The 18085-nt window shown below is 68.7% G+C and carries 15 protein-coding genes; 2 read left to right on the top strand and 13 right to left on the bottom strand.

Translation table 11 applies throughout. The annotated features are described in order from the left end of the window. Positions 1-23: 23 nt before the first annotated feature. Both B0I00_RS05575 and B0I00_RS05570 read left to right on the top strand, forming a co-directional pair. Complete coding sequence (locus tag B0I00_RS05575; protein WP_100866298.1) at positions 24-1397, top strand: class II 3-deoxy-7-phosphoheptulonate synthase; 1374 nt, start codon at positions 24-26, stop codon at positions 1395-1397. Continuing rightward, positions 1394-2077, top strand: a complete 684-nt coding sequence (locus B0I00_RS05570) for a spermidine synthase (RefSeq protein ID WP_100866297.1) — start codon at positions 1394-1396, stop codon at positions 2075-2077. The genes B0I00_RS05575 and B0I00_RS05570 overlap by 4 nt, the downstream gene beginning before the upstream one ends. Here B0I00_RS05570 and B0I00_RS05565 read toward each other — a convergent pair. The 13 genes from B0I00_RS05565 to B0I00_RS05505 all read right to left on the bottom strand — a co-directional run bounded on the left by B0I00_RS05565 (position 2074) and on the right by B0I00_RS05505 (position 18012). Beyond that, positions 2074-3051, bottom strand: a complete 978-nt coding sequence (locus B0I00_RS05565) for a quinone oxidoreductase family protein (protein ID WP_100866296.1) — start codon at positions 3049-3051, stop codon at positions 2074-2076. The genes B0I00_RS05570 and B0I00_RS05565 overlap by 4 nt on opposite strands. A gap of 86 nt (positions 3052-3137) precedes the next feature. Then, the gene (locus B0I00_RS05560) at positions 3138-4427 is read right to left on the bottom strand and encodes a tetratricopeptide repeat protein (RefSeq protein WP_100866295.1); all 1290 of its coding nucleotides are present in this window, start codon (positions 4425-4427) and stop codon (positions 3138-3140) included. Between the two features lie 36 nt (positions 4428-4463). After that, complete coding sequence (locus B0I00_RS05555; protein ID WP_157812474.1) at positions 4464-5492, bottom strand: HupA family protein; 1029 nt, start codon at positions 5490-5492, stop codon at positions 4464-4466. 12 nt (positions 5493-5504) lie between these two features. Continuing rightward, on the bottom strand, positions 5505-6434 hold the full coding sequence (locus B0I00_RS05550) for a TolB family protein (RefSeq protein ID WP_198519141.1): 930 nt from the start codon (positions 6432-6434) through the stop codon (positions 5505-5507). 174 nt (positions 6435-6608) lie between these two features. Next, positions 6609-8147 carry a winged helix-turn-helix domain-containing protein gene (locus B0I00_RS05545; protein ID WP_100866292.1) on the bottom strand — a complete coding sequence of 513 codons (1539 nt, stop codon included), beginning with the start codon at positions 8145-8147 and terminating at the stop codon, positions 6609-6611. A gap of 30 nt (positions 8148-8177) precedes the next feature. Then, entirely contained in the window at positions 8178-10217 is a 2040-nt protein-coding gene (locus B0I00_RS05540; protein WP_232730141.1) for a TonB-dependent receptor, read from the bottom strand. Between the two features lie 47 nt (positions 10218-10264). Then, entirely contained in the window at positions 10265-10852 is a 588-nt protein-coding gene (locus B0I00_RS05535; RefSeq protein ID WP_100866290.1) for a 3,4-dihydroxy-2-butanone-4-phosphate synthase, read from the bottom strand. Then, positions 10849-11439 (bottom strand): NADPH-dependent FMN reductase, encoded by a 591-nt coding sequence (locus B0I00_RS05530; RefSeq protein ID WP_100866289.1) that lies wholly within the window; start codon positions 11437-11439, stop codon positions 10849-10851. The genes B0I00_RS05535 and B0I00_RS05530 overlap by 4 nt, the downstream gene beginning before the upstream one ends. Beyond that, positions 11436-12923 (bottom strand): glycerol-3-phosphate dehydrogenase, encoded by a 1488-nt coding sequence (locus B0I00_RS05525; RefSeq protein ID WP_100866288.1) that lies wholly within the window; start codon positions 12921-12923, stop codon positions 11436-11438. Before B0I00_RS05525 ends, B0I00_RS05530 begins: the two co-directional genes overlap by 4 nt. A 1-nt stretch (position 12924) precedes the next feature. Beyond that, positions 12925-14025, bottom strand: coding sequence for an LLM class flavin-dependent oxidoreductase (locus B0I00_RS05520; RefSeq protein ID WP_100866287.1), 1101 nt, complete (start codon positions 14023-14025; stop codon positions 12925-12927). After that, positions 14022-14927: an aldo/keto reductase gene (locus B0I00_RS05515; RefSeq protein WP_100866286.1), complete on the bottom strand. Its 906-nt coding sequence runs from the start codon at positions 14925-14927 to the stop codon at positions 14022-14024. The genes B0I00_RS05520 and B0I00_RS05515 overlap by 4 nt, the downstream gene beginning before the upstream one ends. Continuing rightward, positions 14924-15937 (bottom strand): LacI family DNA-binding transcriptional regulator, encoded by a 1014-nt coding sequence (locus B0I00_RS05510; RefSeq protein ID WP_100866285.1) that lies wholly within the window; start codon positions 15935-15937, stop codon positions 14924-14926. Before B0I00_RS05510 ends, B0I00_RS05515 begins: the two co-directional genes overlap by 4 nt. Beyond that, positions 15934-18012 (bottom strand): alpha-glucosidase, encoded by a 2079-nt coding sequence (locus B0I00_RS05505; RefSeq protein WP_100866284.1) that lies wholly within the window; start codon positions 18010-18012, stop codon positions 15934-15936. Before B0I00_RS05505 ends, B0I00_RS05510 begins: the two co-directional genes overlap by 4 nt. Positions 18013-18085 lie beyond the last annotated feature (73 nt).

The following is an 18085-nucleotide window of genomic DNA, read 5'->3' as shown; positions in this document are numbered from 1 at the left end:
GCCCGAATCCTGGAGCAAATGACGTGAACGGTACCTGGAATCCCCAAAGCTGGACGGCAAGCGAGGCGCGGCACCTGCCGTCGTACCCCGATGCCGCGGCCCTCGCCAAGGTGACGGACACGCTGACGACCTTTCCCCCGCTGGTCTTCGCCGGCGAGGCGCGCGCGCTGAAGGCGGACCTTGCCGACGTGGCGGCGGGGAAGGGCTTCCTGTTGCAGGGCGGCGACTGCGCCGAAAGCTTTGCCGAATTTCACCCCAACAACATCCGCGACACCTTCCGCGTGCTGCTGCAGATGGCTGTGGTCCTGACCTTCGCCAGCAAGCAGCCGGTGGTGAAGGTTGGCCGGATGGCCGGCCAGTTCGCCAAGCCGCGTTCCTCGCCGGTCGAGGTGATCGACGGGGTCGAACTGCCGAGCTACCTCGGCGACAACATCAACGGGATCGAGTTCACCAGCGAAGCGCGGATTCCCGATCCGCAGCGGCTGCTGCAGGCCTATTCGCAGTCGGCCGCCACGCTCAACCTGCTGCGCGCCTTCTCGACCGGCGGCTATGCCAACCTGCGCCAGGTCCACCAGTGGACGCTCGATTTCATGGGCCGCAGCCCCTGGGCTGCGCGGTTCGAGGAAGTCTCCAACCGTATTGGCGAGGCGCTCGATTTCATGGCCGCCTGCGGGATCGATCCGCAGACCGTGCCGCAGCTGCAGGGCACCAGCTTCTACACCAGCCACGAAGCGCTGCACCTGCCCTACGAGCAGGCGATGACGCGGCAGGATTCGCTGACCGGCGACTGGTACGACACCAGCGCGCACATGCTGTGGATCGGCGACCGCACCCGGTTCGAGGGCTCGGCTCACGTCGAATTCCTGCGCGGCGTCGGCAATCCGCTCGGCTTCAAGTGCGGGCCTTCGTTGGCGCCGGACGAACTGCTGCGCCAGCTCGACGTGCTCAATCCCGGCCGCGAGGCCGGGCGCATCACCCTGATCGCGCGCTTCGGCGATGACAAGATCGAGTCCGGCCTGCCCGCGCTGGTCCGTGCGGTGAAGCGCGAAGGCCACCCCGTCGTCTGGTCGAGCGACCCGATGCACGGCAATGTCATCAAGGCCAACAGCGGCTACAAGACCCGCCCGTTCGACCGCATCCTCAACGAAGTGCGCAGCTTCTTCGCGGTGCACCGCGCCGAGGGCACGCACGCCGGCGGCGTACACATCGAGATGACCGGACAGGACGTGACAGAATGCGTCGGCGGGGCCGTGGCGATCAGCCACGACGCGTTGGCCGATCGCTATCACACGCACTGCGATCCACGCCTCAACGCCGCGCAGTCGATCGAGCTGGCGTTCCTTCTGGCCGACATGCTCAACGCCGAAGCGGTCGATCGCGCCCAGCGCGCGGCGTGATCACCCGCCAATTGCTCGGAACGGCGCAGGTCCCCGGGGGCGAGGAGCTGAAGCTCTACGCCCACGATCGGGACTTCATGATCGTGCTGGGCCACAACGAATTGATGAGCACGCGCCAACGCGCTTCGGAAGAGGCGCTGGCCAACCTGACGCTCGATCGGCTGCAGGGCCGGCGCGCGCCGCACCTGCTGATCGGCGGCTATGGCATGGGCTTCACCCTGCGCGCTGCGCTGAAGCGGCTCGGGCCTGAAGGCCGTGCGACCGTGGCCGAACTGGTCCCCGAGATCATTCAGTGGGCTCGCGGGCCGATGGCCGGAGTCGCCGAAGGCTGCCTTGACGATCCGCGCGTGCGGCTGGTCATGGACGACGTCGCCGATGCGATGCTACTCGCACCCGATCCGTTCGACGCAATCCTGCTCGACGTCGACAACGGCCCTGACGGACTTGTCCGCGCCGACAACAACCGGATCTATGCCAAGAGCGGCCTGCATAACGCCCGCCGCGCGCTGGCGCCGGGCGGGGTGCTGGCGATCTGGTCGGCCTTTCCCGACAAGGCCTTCACCCGCCGCCTCGAAAGCGTCGGCTTCGTGGTCGAGGAAGTCGAGGTGCGGGCCCGCGTCGACAAGGATGGCAAGGGCAAGGGCCCGCGCCACACGATCTGGTTCGCCCGCGAAGGTTAGGGCAGCAGCAGCGTCGATCCGGTGGTGCGGCGCGCTTCGAGATCGCGGTGGGCCTCGGCGGCGCTGAGCAGCGGATAGCTCTGGCCGACGGACACCTTGAGTCTGCCGCTTGCCACCATGTCCCACAGCCGTGCGGCGCCGGCGCGCGCTTCTTCCGGGTCGGCGTAGTAGTCGTAGACGCCGGGCCGAGTGACGTAGAGCGACCCGCGCGTAGCCAGATCGCGCAGCGCGACGCCGGTCACAGGGCCGCTGGCGTTGCCGAAGCTGACCAGCATGCCGCGCCGGCCGATCGAATCGAGCGAACTTTGCCATGTTGCCGCACCGACGCCGTCATAGGCAACGCGCACGCCCGCGCCGCCGGTTGCCTCGCGGACCTGCGCGACAAGATCGGCATCGCCCGACAGCAGCACCGTCTCGGCCCCGGCTTCGCTGGCGAGGGCGATCTTGTCCGCGCTGCCGACCGTGCCGATCACCCGCACCCCGCGTGCCGTCAGCCATTGCACCAGCAACAGACCGACGCCGCCGGCGGCCGCCGGGACCAGCGCCCAGCCGCCCGGGGCGACCGGGGCGACGCGCTCGGCCAGGGCCTCGACGGTTGCCCCCTTGAGGAACACGGCGGCCGCCGTCGCGCTGTCGATTCCGGCGGGCAGGGCATGGAGATCGCCGGCCCGGGCGATCCGCGCCGTGGCATAGGCGCCCGGTTTGCCGCCGAAGCTCGCCGCGCGGTCGCCGGGCCTCAAGTGGGTGACGCCTTCACCCACGGCCTCGACTACGCCGGCCGCCTCGAAGCCCAGCCCACCGGGCAGCTGCGAGGGGTAGAGTCCGGTGCGCAGGTAGGTGTCGATGAAGTTGAGGCCGACGGCCTCATGCCGGATCAGCACCTCGTTCGGACCGGGGGCGGGCAGGTCGACCTCGTGCCACTGGATCACCTCGGGTCCGCCGGTCGCCGCGAAAAAGGCCTGGGTTGCGCGCATGGTCTGTCTCCTGTCGGCGCCAGAATAGGCCCCGCACCTGAACTGCCAAGGCCAGCAAAAGTGCGCGCACCATCAGGAAAGATTTGTCAGAAGGCGCGGGTCACGCCCAATTCGCCGCGCAGGCGCCGGTAGTCGTAGACCTCGACCGTGCTGGCGTTGCGCTCGGCGATGACGCGCACGAACGGCGCGAACTGGCCCACCCGCAGGGTGCGCACCGTGGCCGATAGACTGCCGCGCCAGGTCCGGTCCGAGCGCCGACTGGCATAAAGCGACAGGCGCTCGTCCGCCTCGGTCCGGCCATGGGACAGGGTCGCGACTGCGGTCAGCGGCCCGAACTCGCGGTAGGCGAACAGGCTCAGCTGCCCGCCGGTCGACGCATAGCCCGGGTCGCGCAGCGACTGGCGATCGACAGTCAGCGCCGCTCCCGCGCCGGCTCGGGCCGACAGCGCGCGTTCGTAACCTATAGTCGCTGCATAGTGCCGGCCGCTCTGCAAGGCGTTGCGCCGGTTCGCGATCCAGGCCGTCGTGGCCGACAACCGGATCTGCGCCGTGCGGCCGATCGGGTGGAGCAGGTTGGCACCAAGCGTGGTCGCTTGCGAGTAGGGATCCCCGCCGTACCAGCGCCACTGGCTGCCCAGTTCAAGCGCGATGCGGTCGGCGCCGCTGGCCAGTTCGGGCCCGCCCGACACGGCCAGGCCGAGGTCGTTGAACGACCCATCGCGATAGAGATCGGCGGTCCCGGACAGGCGACCGAGCAGGTTGATCCGGTCGACCACCGCAAGGCGCGCATAGGCTTGCCCGCGCAGGGCAAGGCCGATCCCCGAACGTTCGCGGGCATCCTCGTCGAGGGCGAAATCGCCCAATACCGTGCCCAGCGTTTCGGACCGGGTGGCGCGGTTGATGTTGGTGTCGGGGGCGAACGCCATCTCGAAGCTGGCGCCCAATGGCTTGCGCGCGCGCAGCGCCTGCGAATAGCGATCGACTACCCGCGCCACATCGGGAGGCAGGCCGCCGGCCTGCACCTCGCGCAAGGCGCGCCGCGCACCGGCATCGTCGCCCATCGCCTCGAGCACGCGGGCCAGTTCCAGCCGCACCGGTTGCGCCTGGGGCTGTTCGTCCAGGACGGCGCGCAGCAGCAGGGCGGCCCCGGTCAGGTCGCCGCGTCGCATGACCAGCCGCGCCAGGCGATAGCGCGCCTCGCTGCGCACCTGGACGTCGCCGTCCTGCACCAGCGCGCGCAGCGCGCGTTCGGCGGTGGCAAGGTCGCCGCTGCGCTCTGCGCGTCCAGCGAGGGTCATGAGATCGGCGGCGCCCATCTGCACGACCTGCTGCGCCGGGACGACCGGCACGGCCTGGGTCAGCGCGAGCAGGATCATGGACCGCGGGCGTGCGGGAGCGGCCAGCGCTTCACTTCAGTTCTTCCTGCCGATCCAGATCCCGCCCATGGTCCCGGACCTTGTTTCGCCGGGGGCCGGGCTGAACGTGTAGGGCGCGTTCCATCGGCCGATCACTTCTGCCGCCTGGGGCCCGGTCAATTGACCCGCGAAGCTGCCCTCGGCCCCGCTCCGCCCCTCGATCGCGAATGCGCCGGAATAGGCCGGATTGCCTTTGGCGAAGACAGTGTCGCGGAACGTGTAGTCGCCGAGGATGGCGATGTCTTCCCAGCCATACCAAAGTTCTGGTCTCATCACGCCTGTCAGCGTTCCTGCGCCGAAATCGAAGGTCAGCGTGACTTTGCCTCCGACGAAGTAATCGAGATCGCTGAGGGCGTGGATGTCGGCGGAATAGCTTGCGACACCGCTGAGGGGCATTTGGGTCGGGCTGGTCGGTATTCCGTAGGCAAAGAGGCCGAGCGCCCGTTGCGACACGGTGCCGGTATCGGTCTGCTCGTGATATGACCCCCAGGAGGAATAGGTATAGAGCGAGCCACTCTGACCTGGAACCGTCAGGGTTACCCTTGGCCCCAATTCGGTGCCCGCGGAGTCGACCAGGACGCCGTAACTGCCGGTCGCAATCTGCCCGACCGACCCGCTGTAGCTCAGGAACCTGAAGACTCCCTGGCTCTCTCCGGGCACGGTCATCAGGTACGTGTTGTCCGCTGCGCGATAGGCAAAATCGACGGCTTGGCCGACAGGGGGCGAAGCCACCTCAAGCACGTTGCCCGTATTCACGTCGGTTTTTAGGGTCAATCCCGTCGCCACGGCGACGAAGGGCTGATCGCTGACGAGCCCGATTGCGCTTGGCGCAAGCACGCCTGAAACGCTGGGAGGCGCAGTACCAGACGCGGGCGGCGGCGGCGGCGGCGGTGGTGGTGGCGGCGGTGGCGGTGGCGGCACGCTCGGCGTCGAAGCGATTCCGCCACCGCCTCCGTCCCCGCATCCCGCAAGCAGCAACAGCGCGGCCGGGGCTACGATCGAGTACAAGATGCCGCGCTGTGTCATGGCCTGCACTCCTCAGAACTTCACCACCTTGGGCCCTGTCGTGCGTTCGCGGGCGGTTCGCCAGATATCGGGTGCAAGCGATTCGCTGCCGGGACGGCCCGACGAGAAAAAGAGCTCGCTCCCGTCCCAGCTCAGCGATGGGCGGGCGTCGAACGCGGCCGAGTTGAGCGCGGTGAGAGCGGTAGCCGCGCCGAAATCCTCGTCCGTGCCGGCACGCGTGGCGACATAAAGGTCGACTCCGCCGAGTCCGCCGGGACGCGTCGAATCGAAATAGATCGTCAGGCCGTCGCGGCTGATGTTGGGCCGGTTGTCCGAAGCCGGGCTGGCCACGCCGCCGTTCATCTGCACGGCCTGGGCACCGTTGACGCTCTGGTACAGCTTGCCGCCGGTGCCGTTGCCGTTCCGGCGCGAGAAGACCATTACCTTGTTTCCGGCCGCGTCCTCGAAGAAGTCGGCCGCTTCGTCCATGAGCGGCGAATTGATGGCCGCCCCGAGATTGGCAGGCTCGTCCCAATCGCCGCCCTGCCTTTCGCGCGTGACCAGAAGGTCACCGGGGTCGGCGCTGCTGGCGCGGCTGAAATAGAGCCGGTTGTTGACCGTGATCGTCGGGCAGAATTCGTCCGCAGCGGTGTTCACCGTATCGGCAAGCCGCTCGGAATTGCCGAAGCCGGTCTCGACGTTGTCGCGGGTGGCGCGGTAGATGTCCTGGTTCCCGCTGCGGTTCGAATTGAAGTAGATCGTGCGTCCGTCGCGAGACAGGCTGACGCATCCGTCGACCGACGCGGTGTTGAGGCTTGGCGACGAACCGGGCAGGGCCTCGGCCGATCTTGGTGTGCTCCAGTCGGAATAGGGCGGCAAGGCCAGCGCGGCGCTGCCCCCAAGAAGTGTCGCGGCCAGGAAAGCGCTGGGGGCGCGGCTGCTTGTGGAGAAGGTCGTGAACATGGTCGGTCCTCGCAATGGAATGCACAGCATTGATTGCGAACCCTGCCGGCGCATCTCTTGCGGAACCCATGCGGACGCCGTGTGGCCGTTGGGGGGATTGTGGGCCTTCAAGGCCGCCTGCGGCAACGAAGGCTTGCCGATGGATTGCCGATGGCGCGGCGATATTGTGCTGAACTATCCGAATTTTGCCGGATCGATCGCACCACGCACGAAAGGATCGGGCCAGATGTTGCGGGCGCGCCAATAGGCCAGATGACCGGTGCGCTGGCACATGGCGGGAAACCGCGCGTCGGCCCGCAGCGCGCTGGTCGCCGGGATGAACAGGAACTGGCTGCGGCCCCAACCCGGTTCGCTGTAGAAATCGCGGAAGCTGGAGGGCGCAGGACGCTGCACGAGCTTGCCGCGCATCTCGAACAGGCCCGAAGCCACGTCGAAGGCCGAATCGAGCCGGCCGAGGTAGGACATGGCCATGATCGCATTGGCGGCGAGGCCGGGGGAGAGCGGCGCCGTCTGCGTGCAGACTGCTTCGGCCCGGGCGAGGTCAGCCGGTTCGCGCGTGGCGCTGGCCCGGGCAATCGCGCGCCATGACCTGAGACTGGGTTCGGCAAGGTTCGTGGGCCGGTTGGTCTTGTCGTCGAGTTGCGCGAGAGCGGCATCGCCGCGCCCTGAAAAGGCGGTGATCACCATGCGCGCATTCCAGGTCGCGCTATTGTGCGGCCACAGCCCGCGCGCATGGTCGATGACGCGCATCGCTTCAACGGGGTTGCCGAAGATCCAGTGCTTCAGCGCGCGGCGCGCCTGGTGCGACGGTTCGAACGGTTCGACCGCAATGGCCCGTTCGTTGAGGTGCAGCGATTCCCGGCAGCGCCCAAGGCCCTGATAGAAGATCGTCAGGATGGCCAGCGCCTCGGCGTTGCCGGGCGCATCGGACAGGATATCCAGCAGGACGTCTTCCAGCCGGTTCCAGCCGTCGAGGTCGCGGCGCTGCAAGGCCAGCACGGTCCGCGCGTTGGGCTCGCGCGGGTCGAGCGTCAGGGCCCGCTGAGCGGCCTCGCGCTCTGCCGTAAGGTTGGTCTGGGTAACTGCCAGCCAGCCCCAGGCATCGGCGCGGCCCGGATCGCGCGCGATCGCCTGGCGAAACAGGTCGCGCGCCTTTTCACGGTCTTTCGGAAATCCGTTGGCGCGCAGCAGCTTGCCTTGCTCGACCAGGTCGTCGACCGCGTCGCGCCGGCTTTCCAGCCAGAATGCGCTACCGAGCCCGGCGAGCGCCAGCGCCCCGCCGCCGGCGCCAATTGCCAGGCGCCGGGACAAGGCGTGCCGCTTTCCGCCGGGGGCTTGCTCCGCTTCGACGGCGTTCCAGTCGATGCCCGTCAGCCGGAAGCCGACCCGGGGAACCGTCTCGACTTCGAACCCGACCGCGGCTGCCGCCGCGACGCGGCGCAGTTCGGCCACGGCGCGGTTGATCGCATCGTCGCCCACGATCCGTCCGTCCCAGCATTGTTGCAGGAGGTCGTCGCGCGACAGCACGCTGCCCCGCGCGTCGGCCAGTGCGACCAGCACCTGCATGACGCGGGGTTCGGCCTTGATAGACCCGCCCGGCCCTTCGACTATCCGCAGCGACGGGCGCACGGTGACGGTGCCCAGGGCAAAGTCGGCCCGCCGGGCGAGAGGCGGCTTCGCGGACTCGGGGGCTTGCGTCGTATCGTCGTTCACGCGGCTGTGTTTACTGGATTTTCGCTGCGGCTAAAAGCGTAGCTCCAATCCGGCGCCCAGTTCCAGCGGATCGGCCACCGTGGCCAGATTGCTTGGGCTGCCGTAGCGATAGGTCAGTTGGAATGCGTTGGCGGCGTTGCGCGCAAAGCCGGACAGCGTGATCGGGCCGAGGGTATAGGCCGCGCGCAGGTCCAGCGTGGCGGCAGCATCGACGCGGCGTGACACCATGCCGAAGTCGTCGCTGAAATAGCCGCTGTGGGTGCGGACCTGTGCGCTGAGACGCAGGGGATCGAACGGCCGCCAGTCGACTGCGAGGCTGGCGGTGAGGCGCGGGCTGCGCTGAAACTCCTGGCCCAGCATCGGATCGGCGGGGTCGATCGTCTGCGTGATGCGGGTGCGCAGCAGGCCGATTGCTGCTCCTGCGGTCAGCCGGCGATCGGGCTTCCAGTCGGCCTGCAGTTCGGCGCCCAGGCTTTGCGCGCGCGGTGCGTTGGCGATCTCGGTGGCCAGATCGGTGCCGCCTCCGGGCCGCACCACGGCGAAGGTCTGGGTGCGCTGCGCGTTGCGCATGGCATAGCGGAACGCATTGAGCCCCAGGGAAAGCCGGCCATCGGCGGTGCGCAGCCGCGCAAACAGCTCGACATCCCACAGCGTCTCGGCCTCGAAGGTGTCGACCGTGAAGGTCGCCGTGTTGATGGTCATCCCGCCGGGATTGGCGGCGCGCTGGACGAGGGCGCCCAGCCGCCACTGCGGGCTGGGGGCGTAACTTGCCTCGAACCGCGGGAGCCACGCCGAGAAGGCACGGTCGTAGGCCACGTCCAGATCGCGAAATCCGCCGCGAAAGCCGCCGCCGCGGCGCTGGTCGTCACGCTGGTAGCGCAGGCCGGCGCGCAGGGTGACGCGGGCCGCGGGTTTCAGCTCGGCATCGGCGAACAGGCCAAGGCTGTTCTGGACGTCGTCGAACGTGCCGATGCCGAACCCCGGATTGCGCGACACGTCAATGGTCTGGTCCAGTTTGGTGCGGATATAGCTCGCCCCGCCGACCAGGCGCAGGGCGGGCGACGCTGCAAGGGTCACGATCGGCTCGACCGAGAGGTCGCGGCTGCGCAGCCGGGCTTCGCCGGCGCCGGGCGGCGAAAATCGCTGCGCCCGGGCGAGGCCGAAGGTTGCCATGAGGCGGGCCTCGACCGGGCCGCCGGGCGCGTAGCTCGCCCGCGCAGTCCAGGAATCGGTGTCGATGACGAAATAGCCGTAGCCGACCGACGGGTTGGTGCGCGCCTCATAGGGCGGGCTGATGGCTTCGGCCTGGGGCATGCGCGATTGACCCTTCGCCCAGCCGAGGTCGAGGCGCAGCCCTGCTACCGCCTCTGGCTGGACGCGCAACTTGACCCGCAGCAGATCGGATTCGTCCTGGTTGAGGTCGACGGCGTGCCGCGTGCTGCGCAGCGTCGCCGCGGTGCGGCTGCGGCGCTGATCGCCCGCGACCCGAACTGCCACCTGGTTGGCGACCAGCGGCATGGTCAGTGCGGCCGAACCCTGCCAGGTCGCGAAATCGCCGACGATAAGCCTGGCGCGCGCGGCGACGGTCCAGTCGGGGTCGGTCGTCTCGACAAAGATCGCCCCGCCGATCGAATTGCGCCCCTGGGTGGTGGTCTGCGGGCTGCGGAACAATTCGATCCGGTTGACGTCCCACAGCGAGGTGAGGCCGAAGGCCAGTTCATAATAGGTCACCGGCCGCCCATCGACCTGGATTGTCGCGCGCGGGCGCGAACCGCCCAGAAAGGCCGGCAGATCGCGCACCGCGCCGGTCGAGTCCTGCCCGCGGATCACCGGCCCTTCGCCGCCCGAGCCGAGCTGGACATTGGGCACGCCCATCAGCACCTGTTCGATTCGGTCCGCCCCGGCCAGCGCCTCGATCTCCTGGGCCGATCGCACTGCCACGCTGGATGCCGTTTCAAGCGTGCTGCGGGTCACACGTTCGCCGGTTACCACGATCTGCTCCGCATCTGCCGGGCCGGGGGCAGCGGCACGCGGACTTTCGCCTGCGGCAAGCAGCAGCGCTTCGAACATCACGGGGGGCATGATTGCTTCGCCCGGGGAGCGAAGGCAAGCCCCGCCTAGAGCAGTTCCGAAAGGTCGACCACCGGGATGCCCTGCGCGGCAAGTAGCTGGGCGATATCGTCTATCCGCGCCATCTCGCCATCGTCGCGCATGATCGAGCAGATCACCGCGGCATCGCCGGCTGCGGCGCGGCGGCACAGCTCCACCGCCGCCTCGGCCGCGCCGGGGCGTTCGGTCACGCCGCCTGGTGCGGTAATGAGCGGAAAGACGTGACCCGGCGAGACGAGATCGGCCGCACCCGATTCCTCGGCGACGGCGACGGCAATGGTGCGGGCACGGTCGGCCGCGGAGATGCCGGTCGAAACGCCGGTTTTCGCTTCGATCGAGCGCCCGTGGGGCCGGCCCGACTGGTTGTGGCGTCCGGTGTTGATCAGCGCGATGCCGAGCCGTTCGGCGCGCTCCTGGGTAATGGCCAGGCAGATGAGCCCGCGCCCGTGTCCGGCCATGAAGTTCACTGCCTCGGGCGTCACGTGTCGCGCGGCGAGGCAGTAATCGATGTCGCCGCCGCGCAGCCGGTCGCCGGTGATGACGATCATCCGCCCTTCGGCCAGCGCCGCCAGGCCCGCGTCGAGCGCCGCGCTCATGCCGGACGCTCGCCCAGCGCCAGCGCCGCCGCACCGCGATAGGTCTGCTGCCCGACCAGTTCGAGCTGCATTCGCGCGCGGTCTTCGAGGCACTCGCCATCGGGCGAGAACAGCCCGTGATAGGTCCGCACCGTCGCGCCCATCGGCGTCGGCCAGCCACGCAGCGCGTGGACGATCGAGCGCAGCGTCAAGAGCGTGCTCATCGTCGCCTGGTCGCCATAGGCCGTGGCGATCAGTCCCACTGCGCGCCCGTCGAGATAGGGCCGCTCGTCCTTGGCAAGGTCTTCGAGGTAGTCGAGCGCGTTCTTGACCAGCCCCGATATCGACCCGTGATAGCCTGGTGCGGAGATCAGGATGCCGTCGGCGCGGCGCACCGCCTCGACCAGTTCGGCACCGTCCTCGATCCCGTAACCCTGGCCGCGGTAGTGTGGCAGCGCGCCGAGATAGTCACCGCCGAAGATGGTTACCTCGGCGCCGCAAGCTGCGGCGGCCGCTCCGGCGAGGCGCATCGCCTGTTCGGTCGAGCTGCCCGGATTGACCGTGCCGCCAATGCCGACGATGCGCACCGGGCGCGTGAGCGATGTCATGAACGGCACTCCTGCTGGATGAACTGGTCGAGGGTCTCGGCTTCGGCCGGCGACAGGCGCAGGCCAAGCTTGGTGCGCCGCCACAATACGTCCTCTGCGCTGCGGGCCCATTCGCGCGCGACGAGGTGGCGCACCTCGCGCTCGGTCAGGCCGTGGCCGAAGTCGCGGCCGCAATCGGCAAGGCTCGCGGCGCCTTCGAAGATCGCAAAGGCCGTGGTGCCAAAGGTGCGGACCAGGCGGTGCGCGGCCGGGGCGAGGAAGGGGAAGCGCGCAGCGAAATCGGCTTCGATCCGCGCGGCCGCGTCGACCGCGAAATCGCCGCCGGGAAGGGCGCTGCCGGCTGTCCAGCCGTGCCCACGCAGCACCGGCAGGCGCTCGGCCAGAGTTTCTACCGCTTCCTCGGCAAGGTGACGATAGGTGGTGATCTTGCCGCCGAACACCGACAGCAGCGGGGCGCCTGCGCTGTCGTCCGACAGGTCGAGGTCGTAGCCGCGGGTTGCCGCCTCGGGCCGGCCCGAGCCGTCGTCGATCAGCGGGCGTACGCCCGAATAGGTCCAGACCACGTCCGCAGGGGTCACGGCCTGGCGGAAAAAGCGGCTCGCCCCTTCGCAGAGATAGGCGATCTCTGCCTCGCTGGCCGCGATCGGGCCGCCGTGATGATCGACGTCGGTCGTGCCGATCAGGGTGAAATCCCCTTCGTAGGGGATCGCAAAGAAGATGCGCCCGTCGGGCAGCTGGAAGAAATAGGCGAAGGGGTGGTCGAACAGCCGCGGCACCACGATGTGCGATCCGCGCACCAGCCGCATGGCGCGCTGGTGGGGCAGACCGCTCTGGTCGAGCAGGTCGATCACCCCCGGACCGGCGGCGTTGATCACGGCGCGGGCGGCAAAGCGCTCGCCGCCTGCCTCGATCTGCCAGGCGTCCCCGTCGCGGCGCAGGTGGGTGACGCGGCAGCGCGTCCGCACTTCGGCCCCCCGGTCGGCGGCGTCGCGCGCGTTGAGCACGACCAGCCGCGCATCATCGACCCAGCAGTCCGAATAGACGAAGGCGCTGGTGAACTCCGGCTTCAAGGGCGTCCCGGCGGGATGGCGGGCAAGGGCGACGGTCTCGGTCGCGGGCAGGCGCTTGCGCCCGCCGATGTGGTCGTAGAGGAACAGCCCGAGCCGGACCAGCCAGCGCGGCCGCAGCCCTGGCACGTAAGGCAGCACGAAGCGCATCGGCCAGGCGATGTGCGGGGCGATCGCCCACAACCGTTCGCGCTCCGACAGGCTCTCGCGCACCAGGCCGAATTCGTAGTGCTCCAGATAGCGCAGCCCGCCGTGGATCAGCTTGGTCGACGCGGACGAGGTGCCGCCGGCCAGATCGCCCGCCTCGAGCAGCAGCACGCGTGCGCCGCGCCCCGCGGCGTCGCGGGCGATGCCGCAGCCGTTGACCCCGCCGCCGATGACGGCAAGGTCGTACAGGGGCTGGCCGGCCGCGTTCATCCTAGGCGAACTTCAGCGGGCCGTGCTCGATCTGCGGCAGGACATAGCGGGCGAACATGTCGCATTCGCCGGCGTGGGGATAGCCCGACAGAATGAAGGCTTCGATCCCCTCGGCCTGGTAGGCGCGCAGCTTGGCAAGGACCTGGTCGGGCGTGCCGACGATGGCCGCGCCGCAGCCCGAGCGCGCCCGGCCGATCCCGGTCCACAGGTTGTCCTCGACGAAGCCGTCGCCGTCGGCCGCGCCGCGCAGTTCGGCCTGGCGCTGCACGCCGTAGTTCTTCGCATCGAGCGAGGCTTCGCGGATCGCGCGGCCCTTTTCGTCGTCGAGCTTGGACAGCAGCCGGTCGGCATAGGCGCGGGCCTCGTCCTCGGTCTCGCGCACGATGACGTGGACGCGGTAACCGAACTTGAGGCTGCGGCCGTGGTTTGCGGCGCGCTGCTTCATGTCGGCGATGGTTTCGCGGACCTTGTCCATCGTGTCGGGCCACATCAGGTAGACGTCGCAGCCCTGCGCGGCGCATTCGCGCGCCTCGTGGCTCAGGCCGCCGAAGTAGAACGGCGGGCATTTGCCGCTGATCGTGGTCATGCGCGGGGGATCGAGCTTCAGCTGGTAATGTTCGCCCTGGTGGTCGATGCTCTCGCCGTTCAAGAGGCTGCGCACGATCTGCATCACCTCGGTCGCGCGGCCATAGCGCGGGCCGCCGGGCATGGCCTGGCCGGGCATGTCGGACGAGATGATGTTGACGTTGAGCCGCCCGGCCGTGCCATCGGCGTTGGGGCCTAGAATCCGGTCGAACGTGGCGATGCGGCGGGCCAGCTGCGGGGGCCAATCCTCGCCGATGCGGGTCGCCCAGAGCAGCTTCATCCGGCGCAGCAGCGGCGCCATGGCGGCGGCAAACACCGTGGTGTCGAGCCCGAGCTGGTAGCCCGAGGGGAGCAGGATGTTGTCGAAGCCGCCTTCCTCGGCGCGCAGCACGATGTTGCGGCAGTGCTCCCAGCTCGATTGCAGCTGCGCATCGGGGACGCCAAGAAACTCGTAGTCGTCATCGCAAAGCGCGGAAAACCATGCGATCTCGCACTGCTGGGCGGTTGTCTGGGTCATGGCAGCTTCTCCCCGCGCGAGGCGACCAGGACTGCGTACCACTCCTCGCGGGTCCACTGGACGGTCAGGGCCCGGGCGGCCTCTGCGATGCGTTCGGCCTGCTGCGACCCGACGATGGGAACGATGCCCGCCGGGTGCGCCATCAGCCAGGAATAGGCCGCGACGGTACGCGAAACGCCGCGGTCGTTGGCGACGGCGTCAAGCGCGGCGGCGACGGCCTTTTCGCGCGCGGTTGCCGGTTCGGCCAGCCGTCCGCCGCCCAGCGGCGACCAGGCCATCGGGACGAGGCCCAAAACGGTTGCCTGTTCCAGTTCGCCGTTCTCGATGCAGTCGATCCGCAGCGGGCTGATTTCCGGCTGCGTCGTTGCGATCGGGCGGCCGATGAAAGCGCCGAGCGCGGCGATCTGCAGCTGGGTGAAGTTCGATACGCCGACCTCGCCGATCTTTCCTGCGACCCGAGCGGCATCGAGCGCCCGGGCGGTTTCCTGCGGGTGGGCGAGGATGTCCGGGCGGTGAATCTGCCACAGGTCGATCCTCTCGACCTTGAGGCGCCTGAGCGAGGCGTCGATCGCTTCGGCGAGGTAGGCCGGGCTCTGGTCATAGGGCAGAGGCGGGCGGATACCGCCCTTGGTGGCCAGCACCATGCGGTCGCGAAGACCCGGTTCGGCTGCGAGCACCTCGCCCAGCAGCGCCTCGGCATCGCCGAACCCGGAGGTGCCGTCAAAACCATAGATGTCGGCCGTGTCGAGCAGGGTGATCCCGGCATCGAGCGCGGCGTGGACCAACGCCGCCGCATCGGCACGGCTGCGCCCGGCAAAGCGCCACATGCCCCAGGAGAGCGGGGCGAACGACGGCCCGTCGCGGCCCAGCCGCACGGTCTTGGGAAGGGGAAGCTGGCTCATGAAACTATCCTATTTGGCGGAGCGACCGAAGCGCGCTCGACAAGGGCATGGGGCAGGCGGCGATGGGTGATATCGCCTCCGGTGATGAGAATATCGGTGGCGGTACGGGCCAGTTCGGCCATCGGCTGGTGGATCGTGGTCAGCGGAGGCCAGACGGTGCGGGCAAGGGTCGTATCGTCGAAACCGGCGACGGAAAGATCGCCCGGAAGGTCGAGATTGCGGTCGTGCGCAAGGGCCAGCACGCCGGCGGCCATGTCGTCGTTCGCGGCAAAGATCGCGGTCGGCGGCACCTTCAGGTCGAGCAGGGCCATCCCGCCGCGCACGCCGCTGTCGAAGTCGAACTCGCCTTCGCAGACCAAAGCCGGTTCGAAGGCGATGCCAGCGCGGTCGAGCGCACGGCGATAGCCGAACAGGCGATCGTCGGACGCCATGTGGTTGGGATGGCCCTTGATGAAGCCGATCCTCCGGTGCCCCAGGTTGATGAGGTGGGTGGTCATGTCGTCGGCGGCCTGCGTATCGTCCATGAACACGCTGCTGGTCAGCGAGCGGTTGGTGCCCGGCGAGATCCTGACGAAGGGAATGTCGAGCGCGTCGAGAGTGCGAAGCACCGGTTCGCAATCGGTCACCGGCGAGGACAGCACGATGCCGTCGACGTGGGTTTCGCTGATCAGCCCGCGCACCTCCTCGCCGACGCGGGGATCGGACACGTCGACCGGCTGGGCGAGCAGGCGGATGCCTTCCTCGTGGCAGCGATCCCAGCAGCCCTTCTGGATCTGGAACATGTAGTAGGGACTGTGGTTGTCGTAGATCAGCGCGATCTGGTTGGACTTGGCGCCCGACAGGATCCGCGCCGCGATCGAAGGGCGGAAATCGAGCTCGCGCATCGCCATTTCCACCCGCTCGCGGGTCTCGGCGCTGACATAGGGATGTCCGTTGAGCACGCGGCTGACGGTCTTGACCGCTACGCCGGCCTTGGCCGCCACGTCGCGGATGTTGCTGCGCTCGCTCATCGCGCCAGCGCCTTGGGCAGGGCCGCGAACAGTGCGGCAAACTTGCTGTCCGTGCGGAAGAAAACCGGCGGCGCGTCGAGCGGGGCGGCCACGCGGTGGGCGCCCGGCGCATAGTCCGCGCCGCTCCACACATGGCGCCAGGGCTCCGTCCCCGGCAGCACGACATCCCGTTCCATGGCACCTTCCTCGATCACCGGGGCAACCAGCAGGTCGGCACCGTAAAGGAACGCGTCCTGCACCGTCCAGAGCGCGGGATCGTCGGGATGGTGGAGGAACAGCGGGCGCTGGACCGGAAGGCCCTGGCTCGCCGCCTCGTCGCACAGGTGGCGCACATAGGGCGCCAGGTGCGCGTGGACCCGGCTCCACCGGGCAAAGCAGGCAAGCAGTTCGGGCGTGCTGTCGTATTGCAGGTTGTCGTCGGGGCGGTTGCCTTCGTGGCTGCGCATGAACGGCGCGAAGGCCGCCATCTCGCACCACCGCCGCATCACCTCGGCGCTGCGCAGGTTGCCGTGAAGCGAGGTGTAGCCGCCGCAGTCCGAATGCGAATAGGCGCTGCCGAGGAGGCCCGCCGAGAGCGTCGCGGTGATCACCGTGCCGATCCCGTCGTGGCGGCTGAAATCGACCGACTGGTCGCCCGCCCACAGCAGCGCGCAATGCTGCTGCACGCCCGAAAAGCCCGAGCGCATGAAGAACACCGCCTCGCCGGTCTGGCCGCGGCTGGCGACGGCGCGCGCGTTCACCTCGGCCCACAGCACGGGGTAGCGGTTGTGCGTTTCCATTCCCGTCGTCCCGTCAGCGAAGCGGGCATCGGCAGGAATATACTCGCCGAAATCGGCCATCCAGCCGGACACCCCGATGTCGAGCATTTCCTGGCCCAGCACCCGGTCGGCGAACCAGGCGCAGGTTTCCTCGCGGGTGAAATCGAGCGAGGCGCAGGTGAACTCGCCGAAATCGGTGAGCAACACGGCGCCGTGGTCGTCACGCACGTAGTGATCGCCCTCGAGCCCCTCTTCGTAAAGCAGCCCGTCGATCGCGAGGTAGGGGTTGGCATAGGCGAGGAAGCGGATGCCGCGCGCCTTCAGCGCCGCGATCCGCGCGGGCAGGTCGGGATAGCGCTGTTCGCTGCGACGCCAGTCCCAGAACAGCCGGCGCCCGAAGCTGGTCTCGCGGATGCCGGCCCAGTCCTCGCACCAGATGCCGGAAATGGCGGCTCCGGCTTCGACGAAGCGTTCGAGCCGCTCGAAGCTGCGCGCGCCATCCTTGAGGCCGACGATCGCGCCGCCGATCGCCCAGTCGGGCAGGGGAGGCTGGCGCCCGAAGCGCTCTGAAAGTTGCCCGACCAGGCCGGCCGGACTGTCGGCGGCGAACAGATCGAAGCTGGTGTCGCCGGCCCATACCTCGACCCGGTGAGCGGCCGGATCGGTAAAGTCGAGCACGCTGTAGGTGCTGGCGTTGCAATGCACGGCCAGCCAGCGCGAGGTCAGGAAAGTCGGCTGGGGGAAATTGGTGGTCCAGTAATCGCCGGTGCCGTGGCCGGTCAGCGCCGCCTGCGGGGCATCGGGTTCGCGGCCGACGCCGGGTTCGCTGGTCCACATCGGGAAGCGCCGGCCGTTGAGGGCGAGATAGCTGAACTGCTCGCCGCCACCCCAGACGGCCTCGCCCGGTTCGGCGTGGAAGGCGATCGCAATGCGGTGATGCCCCGGTGCCAGCGCCCGGACCACAAGGGAGCCACCATCGAACTGCAGCCGGGCGATTGCCCCCGCCGCGTCGGACAGGGTTACCGTGGCTTCATCCACCAGATCGACGCGAACCGCGTGCCGCGCGTCGGAGGGCGAATCGGAGATGGTGAAGTTGCCCAGCGTCATGGCGACATCGGCCTTGCCGCGCGATGTGACCACCGCCGGACAATCTGGCCGGTGCCGCAGAACGATTCGCCCTGCAAAATGCAGGTCGAAACCGTCTCCGGACGCTGAAAACCCGTCCCTCACATCCCGTTTCCCATCGTTCCGGGCTTTGTGACCCGATGTCTTTGTCCTTGTGTGACACCGCTTGACATATCGAGCGTTCGCGATCATTTCAAGGCCCACGGCAGGCGCGATGGAACGCGCCGCGTAACGTCACGGCCACCGGTTCGGTCCGGGGCAGAGG

This window comes from Novosphingobium kunmingense (assembly GCF_002813245.1).
Lineage (GTDB): Bacteria > Pseudomonadota > Alphaproteobacteria > Sphingomonadales > Sphingomonadaceae > Novosphingobium > Novosphingobium kunmingense.
The sequence above is the reverse complement of the archived record's forward strand: the minus strand, read 5'-3'. Positions and strand labels throughout refer to the sequence as shown.